We start from the raw sequence: 9127 nt of genomic DNA on the forward strand, positions 1-9127 counted from the left end.
TCCGCCGACCCCGCACCGTCAGCAACCGCAGCCCGCGGCCGACAACCCGGCCCGGGCTGCCTGCCGTAGCGAGCCCACTTCCAAGAGGCCCCCGCCATGCCGACATTCATGACCCCGAAGCCCATCCGTGCCAGCGTCGAACTCGACATCGGCAACGTCCGGTTCATCGCGGGCGAACGCGCCGACACCGTCGTGGAGGTGGGCCCCTGCGATCCCGCCGAGCCCCGCGACCTGGCGAGCGCCGCCCGGACCCTGGTCGACTACGTCCCGGGCGAACTGGTGGTCAGCGTCCCGAAGGCCCCCGACCCGGCCGGGGCCGGCGGTGCGGTGGCCATCGTCATCCACCTGCCGGCCGGCTCGACGGTGTACGGGGACGGGGTCGCGGCGGACTTCCGCGGCGACGGCCGACTGGGGGAGTGCCGGCTCACCAGCGACTGCGGACACGTCCGGCTGGCCCAGACCGGGGCGCTCCACCTGACCACCGGCCTGGGCAACGTCACGGTGGACCGGGCCGACGGGAACGTGGAGGTCACCGCCGACTGCGGGGACGTGACCTTCCGGACCATCGCCGGCGCGGCCCACTTCCACCGCACCAAGGGCGGCACCCGGGTCGAGGAGATCGCCGGCCGGCTCGGCGTGTCCGTGGAGAGCGGCGACGTCCACATCGGCCGCAGCCACACCCGGGTCGAAGTCCGCTCCGCCCAGGGCGACATCCGCATCGACCGCGCCCACCGCGGCCCGCTGTCCCTGGAGACGGCCGACGGACTGGTGGAGGTCGGCATCGCCGACGGCACCGCGGCCGAACTCGACCTGGACGCCCGCTCCGGAACCGTCTACCGCTCCCTGGACCTCTTCGACACCCTGCTGTCCGCCCCCGAGGAAACCGTCCAGGTCCAAGCCCGCACCGTCATAGGCGACATCGTCATCCGCCGCTCCCCCACCCCGCACCCCGAACCCTGACCCCACCCGCCCCACCCCCACCGCGCCTGCCCCCGGCAGGCGCGGTTTCGCGTTTCCCGGGCCACCGGTTCCGCCGGGCCGCCGGCCCCGGCACCCGGGCCCTCGGTCCCGGGTCCGCGCCCCGAGCGACGCCCGCCCCGAGCGACGCCCGCCTCGTACGGAGCCCGGCCCGTCGGCCGGTCGCAACGGGGGCTGCCGGCCCCCGAGCGACCTGCGGAGCGCGGGTGCGCGGCACCCCGCGCGGGCCTGTCCGGCCGGTAGGCCGGCTCTGGGGCAGGGGCCGAGGTCGTCGGCGCGTGGCACCCGCGCCCCGTACCGGGGGACTGTGTTCGGGGGCGCGGCCGTGCGGCGCCCGGCCCGTACGGGTGTCCGGCCCGGCGGACGGTGGCGCATGGGCCCCGGGCGGCCCGGGAAGGGCGGCTGCCCGGCGCCCGTGCAGGGCCGCACGGTCCGGGGCGGGCGGGGGCGGCTGCCCCGTACGGATGGCGCGGTGCCGCGGGAACGCCGCCACCCCCGCCGGGAGGGGTGGCGGGGGTGTGGGGAAGGCCCCCCGCCGGCGGGGGAGCCGGGGCGGGGGGCCTGGGGGCCGCCGGGGGAGGGCGGGCCCGGTCAGAGGGCCTTGCGGTCTTCGTTCAGCAGGGCGCGGAGCTGCGGGGCGGTGCCGGCCAGCGCGTTCTGGAGCTCGTCCAGCTGCTCCTGGGTGAGCGCCTCGTGCTTGGCGCCGTCCCGCACCTCCTCCTCGAACCGCTCCAGCATCCGCTTCAGCCGCCGCTGCCCGTCCTTGGCGTCGGCCGGCTTGTCGCCGCCCCGCCGCAGGCCGTTCTGGATGCGGTCGTCGATGTTCTGCTGGATGCCGGCCTGGAAGGCGTCTCCGGAGTACTGCTCCCGGTAGGAGGCGGTGAGCTGCTCCTTGAGGTCCTTCGTCTGGTCCTTGGTCTGTGCGCGCATGTCGGTGACCTTTGCCTTCGTTTCGGTGCGGATGTCCTGGACCGTCTGCTTGAGCGACCTGCCGAGGCTGGGTCGCGCCTTGGTCTTGGCGGGCTTGAGGTGTCCGACGAGTTCGGCGATCGTCGCGTGCTGGAACAGCAGCCGGATGGACACCTCCAGTTCGAGGGTGCGGCGGATCCGGCCGATGATCCGGGTGGCCTTGAGGGAGTTGCAGCCGAGGGCGAAGAAGTTGTCGTCGATGCCGACCCGCTCGACTCCGAGGATCTCCGCGAACACGGCGCAGAGCGCTTCTTCCTGCGGGGTGCGGGGCGCCCGGTGCCCGCCGTCCGCCCCGGCACCGGCACCGGCACCGGCCCCGGCATCGGCCGTGGTGCCGTCGGCGCCGGGTTCGGGCAGGGCGGCGCGGTCGATCCGGCCGTCCGCGGTGAACGGCAGTTCCGGCAGGGTGACCAGGACGGCCGGGACCATGTGGTCCGGCAGCAGTCCGGCCGCGTAGGCCCGGATCCGCTCAAGGTCCGGTGCGCCGACCGCCGTTCCGCCGGCCGCCGTTCCGACGTCGGCCGTGCGGAGCGGGACCAGGTAGCCGGTCAGCCGGTCGTCGCCGCCCGGCTCCCCGGCCGGCCGGGCCACGACGGCGGCCTGGGACAGCTCGGGGTGCGCGGCCAGTACGGCCTCGACCTCGCCGGTGCGGAACCGGCGGCCGCGGATCCGGGCCGGAGCGGTGTCCGGTCCGAGGAGTTCGGGCCGGCCGTCGCGGTCGAGGCGGGCGAGTTCCCCGGTGCGGAACAGCCGGGCCCCGGGCGGGCCGAACGGGTCCGGTGCGAACCGGTCCTCGGCCAGGGCGCCCCAGCCGTGGTGGCCGCGGGTGGCGCCGCCGGTCGCGTAGAGCTTTCCGGTCACCCCGGTCGGGACCGGGGCGAGGGAGTCGTTCAGCACGTGGAAGCGGGGGCCGCCTTCCGTGGTGGCGCGGAGGATGCCGCCGGGGGCGTGTGCGCCGAGCACCCGGACTCCGGGGTGCGCGGCCCGGATCCGCGCGGAGAGCGGGTCCCGGGGGTCCGTACCGGTGAGCACCACGGTGTCCGCCGGGAAGGTGTCCGGGGTCCGGGCCGTGCGGTTGAGGTGTGCGGCGAACAGCGGGCCGGTGGTGCTGATCACGGTGCCGGTCCGGTCGCCCGGTCCGGCCGTCCCGGAGAGGTCGGAGAGGTCGGAGAGGTCGGCGACGGGTTCGACGCGGGCGCCGGCGGCGAGCGCGGCGAGGATCTCGAAGGCCTGTCCGTCGGCGTCCGGGGAGGCCGCCAGCAGCCGGCCGCCCGGGCCCAGCCCGGTGTCGGCGGCGAAGGCGGTGACCGCCTCGGCCAGGGCCCGGTGGTCGACCGTCAGTCCGGCCGGAGCCGCGCCCGCCGGGCCGCCGTCGGCGGTCTCCGGGGCCGGCCGCAGCCAGGCCGCGTCCAGCGGACCGGCCGGCGTCAGCGGCAGCGGGCCGGACCCGCCGTCCGGCACGGCGTACGGGGCGTCGACGTCGGCGGCGGTGAGCAGCTGTGCCGCGCCGGCCGCGGCGAGCACCGACTGCCGGTGTGCCGCCGACCAGCCCGAGTCCGTCAGCAGGAACGCCGCACCGGACTTGAGGACCGCCAGCAGGGCGATCGCCAGCGTGCCGGAGCGCGGCAGGTCCAGTCCGATCACCGATCCCGGTCCGGCTCCGCGCCGGACCAGCTGCCGGGCGACGGCCTCGGAGCGTTCGGCCAGCTCCCGGTAGGTCAGCGGCCGGCCGCCGCGGACCACCGCGGGAGCCTCCGGGGTGGCGGAGGCCCGCCGGCCGATCAGCTCGGGGAGGGTTTCCGCCGGACCGGCGGCCGCGCTGTCGGCGGTGACCGGCTCCGGTCGGCCGCCGAGCAGCCGCCGGCGTTCGGCGTCGAGGAGGAGGTCCACTTCGGCGACCCGGCGGTGCGGGTCGTCGAGGAGCTGGCGGAGGACGGTGTGCAGCCGTTCGGCGATGTCCCCGACGGCCCGCTCCTCGAACAGGTTCCGGTGGTACTGGAGGGTGAGCCGGATGTGCGGGTCGGTCTCCACGATCAGCGCGAGCGGGTAGTTGGCCGCGCCTTCGGCCCGTATCCCGGTGACCTCGATCCCGGCCGCGGCGGTGGCCTCGGCGATGCCCGCCCGGTCCACCGGGTAGGACTGGAAGGCCACCAGGGTGTCGAAGAGGGTGTCCAGGCCGGCGGCCTGGTGGATCTCCGGGAGGCTGTGGTGGTGGTGGTCCAGCAGTTCCGACTGCCGGTCCTGGAGCCCGGTGAGCAGGGTGGCGAGGGTGTCGGAGGAGTCGTGGCGGACCCGCACCGGCAGGGTGTTGATGAACAGGCCGACCATGGACTCCACCCCCGGGAGGGCGGCCGGGCGGCCGGAGACGGTGGCTCCGAAGACCACGTCCGCGCGGCCGGTGAGCCCGCCGAGCAGCACCGCCCAGGCGCCCTGGACCAGGGTGTTCACGGTGACGCCCAGTTCGCAGGCCCGCCGGAACAGCCGGGTGGACTCGTCCTCGGTCAGTCCGAGCGGGGCCTCCCCGGCGCCGGAGGCCCGTCCGCGGGGGGCGGTGGCCGGGACCAGCAGGGTGGGCTCGTCGATCCCGGCGAGCTCCTCGGCCCAGGCCTTCGCGGTCAGTGTCCGGTCCTGCCGGTCCAGCCAGGCCAGGAACTCCCGGAAGTCCCGCACCCGGGGCAGCCCGGAGGCGTCCCCGCCGGTGGCGTAGAGCCGCAGCAGGTCCTGCATCAGGATCGGCTCGGACCAGCCGTCGATCAGTACGTGATGGGTGGTGAGGACCAGCTCGTGGCGGTCCTCTCCGAACTGCACCAGGGTGAGGCGCAGCAGCGGGGGTGCGGTGCGGTCGAAGTGCTCGGCGTAGTCCTCGGTGAGGAACGCCTCGAAGGCCGCGTCGCGCTCGGCGGGGGCCAGACCGGTCAGGTCGACCTCCCGCCAGGGCAGCGTCACACCGTCCACCACGAGCTGGACGAGGTTGTCGTCGGAGTCGGGTACGAAGGCGACCCGCAGGTTGGCGTACCGGTCGAGCAGGGCCTGTCCGGCGGCCCGCATCCGGGCCGGGTCCACCGGGCCGGACAGGTGGAACACCGTCTGCATCTGGTACGCGTCGTAGCCGGTGTCGTTGAGGGCGGACTCGAAGAGGATCCCGGACTGCAGGGCGGTCAGCGGCCATACGTCGGCCAGCCGCGGGTAGCGCTGCCGCCAGGCCAGGAAGGCCGGGGAGTCGGCGGCGGTGAGCGGGGCGGACGGGGCGGCCGCGGCCCGCGGGTCGGTGCCGGTGGCCACCAGGGCCAGCGCGGCGACCGTACGGGAGCGCAGGATCTGCCGCGGGGTGAGCTCCAGGCCGCGGGCGCGGGCCCGGGTGACCACCTGGATGGCGCGGATGCTGTCGCCGCCGATGGCGAGGAACTCGTCGTCCGCGCCGACCCGTTCGAGGCCGAGGACCTCGGCGAACACGGCGGCCAGCAGCTCCTCGCGGGGGGTGCCCGGGGCGCGGTAGGCGGTGGTGGCGAACTCCGGCTCGGGCAGGCCCTTGCGGTCCAGCTTGCCGTTCGGGGTGAGCGGCAGCCGGTCCAGGGTGACCACCGCGGCGGGGACCATGTACTCGGGCAGCCGGGCGGCGGCGGCGCGCAGCAGTGCGGCGGTGTCGAGGGGGCCGGTGCCCGCGCCGGTGGCGGCGTCGGTCTCCGGGACCACATAGGCCACCAGGCGGTTGGAGCGGGCGACGACCACGCTCTGGCGGACCGCCGGGTGGGCGCGCAGGACGCTCTCGATCTCGCCGAGTTCCACCCGCAGGCCGTGGATCTTCACCTGGAAGTCGGCGCGGCCCAGCAGTTCGATCAGGCCGTCGGGGCCGAAGCGGGCGACGTCGCCGGTGCGGTAGAGGCGTTCGGTGACCTCGCCGTGGGACCAGTCCAGGAAGCGTTCGGTGGTCCGCTCGGGCTGGTCGAGGTAGCCGCGGGCCAGCCCGACGCCCGCCAGGAACAGCTCGCCGGGGACGCCCGGCGGCACCGGCTGCATGGCCTCGTCGAGGATGTAGGTGCGCTGGTTGGCCATCGGCCGGCCGTAGGGGATGCTCGTCCAGTCCGGGTCGACCTTCTCCACCTCGAAGAGGGTGGAGTGGATGGAGGACTCGGTGGCCCCGCCCATCACGATGAACCGCAGGTCCGGGGCGTGTACGCGGATCCGCTCGGCGAGCGGGACCGGTACCCAGTCGCCGCCGAGCAGCGCCACCCGCAGCCGGGGCAGCGGCGCGGCGCCGGTCTGCTCCAGCTGGTCGGCGAGCAGGCCCAGCAGGGCGGGGGCGGAGTTCCAGACGGTGACTCCGTGGGTGGCGGCGAGCTCGGCCCAGTGGGCCGGGTCCTTGGTGCGGCCGGCGTCGGGGACGACCACCGTGCCGCCGGCGGCGGTGAGGCCGAGGAACTCGTACACCGACATGTCGAAGCTGGGGGAGGACAGGGCCAGCACGGAGTCGCCGGGGCCCACCTGGTAGCGGGTGTTGAGGTCGTGGACGTTGTTGAGGACGCCCAGGTGCCGCAGGGCGATCGGCTTGGGCGCACCGGTCGAGCCCGAGGTGTGGATGATGTAGCAGAGGTGCTCGGGGCCGGCCAGCGGGGCCGGGTCGTGCTCCGGGCCGGCGGCCAGCAGGGCGGCGTCCCGGTCGAGGAGGACCAGCGGCGGGCTCTGGCCGTCGCGCTCCGGCAGGTTCGAGGTGAGGTCCTCGCGGCTGACCATCACGGCGCAGGAGGTGCCGTTCACCATGACGGCGATGCGGTCGGCCGGGTAGTCCGGGTCCAGCGGGACGTAGGCGCCGCCGGCCTTGAGGACGGCCAGTTCGGCGATCAGCAGGCCGGGGGAGCGGTCCAGGCAGAGGCCGACCCGGACGTCCGGGCCGACGCCCAGGGACCGCAGGTGGTGGGCGAGCCGGTTGGCCGCGGCGTTGATCTCCCGGTAGGTGATCCGCTCGGCGCCGTGGACCACGGCGACCGCTTCGGGGGCACTCGCCGCACGGGCCTCGAAGGCCGCGTGCAGGGTGCCGTGCTCCGGCAGCGGGGTCTCGGTGCGGTTCCACTCGACGAGGGTGCGGTGCAGCTCCTCGTCGGTGAGCAGCCGCAGCCGGGAGACCGGGGTCCCGGGGGAGGACAGGGCGTCGGCGAGCAGGACGCGGTAGTGGTCGAGCAGCCGGACCGCGGTGTCGCGGTCGAACAGGGCCGGGTCGTAGTGGAGTTCCAGGGCCTCGCCGTGGACGCCGAGCAGGAGTTCGTACGGCGCGTTCGCGGGGACGGAGGCCCCTTCGGCGAAGGCGGTCGGGACGTCGGCGGCGGTCGTCGCGGTGGCGGTGGCGGTGGTGCCGGCGGGGGAGGCCGTGGCGGCCTCGGCCAGCTGGAGCAGGGTGGCCGCACCGTCGACCGGGAAGCGGATCCCGCCCTGCGGGCCGGCCAGGACGATGCGGTCCTGGCCCGTGTAGCGGAAGAGGAGGGCCGCGAAGGCGGCGGCGTGCAGTCCGGCGGGGACGGCCGGGGTGCCGGCGGCGGTGCCGGCGGGGGTGGCTGCCGGGTCCGTGCCCGGGATCTCCAGGAAGGAGCGGGTCACGGCCGAGGAGCGGGGGGCCAGGCCGGGCAGGCGCGGGCGGTCCGAGGGGACCAGGGCCGGCGGCCAGCTCGCTGGGGAGACCTCCGGGGAGGCTTCGGGGCTGCGGTTGTCGCTCATGGTCCGACTCCGATCAGGGCTGTTCCGACGCTGACGCTGTTGACGCTGGGGCTCTCGATGGGCAGCGGGTGGCGGGCGCAGAGCCAGCGCACCTCCTCGCGGATCGCGGCGACCAGCGCGGGGTCGATCCGGTACTCGGTGTCCGTCACGGCGGTGGTGGCCTTCAGCACGGTGTGCAGCAGACCGGCGCACTCGCGCATCTGCTCGGCGCCCATGCCGCGCTGGGCCAGGATGTTGGTGCCCAGCCGCAGACCGCTGGTGACCAGCGGGGGCTTGGTGTCGCCGGGGATCCGGTTGCGGTTCGCGAGGATCCCGCACTCCTCCAGGGCCCGCTCGGCGATCACCCCGGAGAGGCCGACGTCGGTGGTGTCCAGCAGCACGATGTGGTTGTCGGTGCCGCCGGTCAGGATCCGGTAGCCCAGGGCGGAGAGCTCCGCGGCGAGCGCGTCGGCGCTCTCCACGATCAGCCGGGCGGTCTCGCGGAAGCCGGGGCCGGAGGCCACCGCGAAGGCGCGGGCCTTGGCGGCGATGGAGGCGGGGCTGGGCGTGCCCTGCGACTGCGGGAACACGGCCCGCTGGATCAGCCGGTGCAGCGGGGTGCGGCCGTCGGGGCCCGGGACCTGGTGGTCGCGGCCGCTGAGGATCAGACCGCCGCGCGGACCGCCCAGCTGCTTGTAGGTGCTCATGGTGGTGATGTGGGCGACGTCCACCGGGCTCGGGTGCCGGCCCGCCGCCACCAGACCGGCGATGTGCGAGATGTCGGCCAGCAGGTACGCCCCGACCAGGTCGGCGATGGCGCGGAAGCGGACGAAGTCCACGGTCCTCGGATAGGCGCTCGCCCCGGCGATGATCACCCTGGGGCGGTGCTCCAGGGCCAGTGCCTCGACCTGCCCGTAGTCGATCCGGCCGGTCTCGTCGAGGCCGTAGTGGACCGCGTTGTAGTGACGGCCGGTCACCGAGGCCTTGGAACCGTGCGTCAGGTGGCCGCCGGCGTCCAGGTCCAGGCCGAGGATGGTGCCGCCCGGCGGGACCAGGGCGGCGAGCACCGCCAGGTTGGCCGAGGAGCAGGAGTGCGGCTGGACGTTCGCGTACCGGGCGCCGAACAGCTGCTTGGCGCGCTCCACCGCCAGGTTCTCGACCTCGTCGAACTGCCGGGCCCCGGGGTGGTAGCGGGCCCCCGGATAGCCCTCCGCGGTCACATTGGACAGGGCCGCCCCGCCGGCCGCGAGGACCGAGGGGTCCGCGATGCTGGCCGAGGCGATCATCGCGAGGGTCGTGTTCTGCTGGCTGACCTCCGCGTCCAGCAGGGAGGCGAGCTCGGGGTCGGTGTCCTGGAGGGATTCCATTCCGATGCGCAGCAGTTCGGTCTGCTCACCGCCCACCACTAGCTGACGTGCCATCACCAGTACCTCTTCTCTGAAGGGTTATGAGTTCCCGCTGCTCGCGGACTGCCGGTTTCTGCCTGCCGTGGATG

3 protein-coding genes are annotated in these 9127 nt (G+C 75.1%); 1 reads left to right on the top strand and 2 read right to left on the bottom strand.

What is annotated here, in order from left to right; all coding sequences use genetic code 11:
• Nucleotides 1–108: 108 nt before the first annotated feature.
• On the top strand, nt 109–960 hold the full coding sequence (locus ACZ50K_RS37310) for a DUF4097 family beta strand repeat-containing protein (protein ID WP_468911858.1): 852 nt from the start codon (nt 109–111) through the stop codon (nt 958–960).
• 609 nt (nt 961–1569) lie between these two features.
• Here ACZ50K_RS37310 and ACZ50K_RS37315 read toward each other — a convergent pair.
• Nucleotides 1570–7653, bottom strand: coding sequence for an amino acid adenylation domain-containing protein (locus ACZ50K_RS37315; protein ID WP_468911860.1), 6084 nt, complete (start codon nt 7651–7653; stop codon nt 1570–1572).
• Complete coding sequence (locus ACZ50K_RS37320; protein WP_468911863.1) at nt 7650–9053, bottom strand: serine hydroxymethyltransferase; 1404 nt, start codon at nt 9051–9053, stop codon at nt 7650–7652. The genes ACZ50K_RS37315 and ACZ50K_RS37320 overlap by 4 nt, the downstream gene beginning before the upstream one ends.
• Nucleotides 9054–9127: the final 74 nt, after the last annotated feature.

This window comes from Streptomyces sp. NPDC033845 (genome assembly GCF_055576225.1).

Excerpts from the sequence above, each read along its gene's own strand:
- ACZ50K_RS37310 (WP_468911858.1), top strand. The coding sequence starts at position 109 with ATGACCCCGAAGCCCATCCGTGCCAGCGTCGAACTCGACATCGGCAAC.
- ACZ50K_RS37315 (WP_468911860.1), bottom strand. The coding sequence starts at position 7,653 with ATGAGCGACAACCGCAGCCCCGAAGCCTCCCCGGAGGTCTCCCCAGCG.
- ACZ50K_RS37320 (WP_468911863.1), bottom strand. The coding sequence starts at position 9,053 with ATGGCACGTCAGCTAGTGGTGGGCGGTGAGCAGACCGAACTGCTGCGC.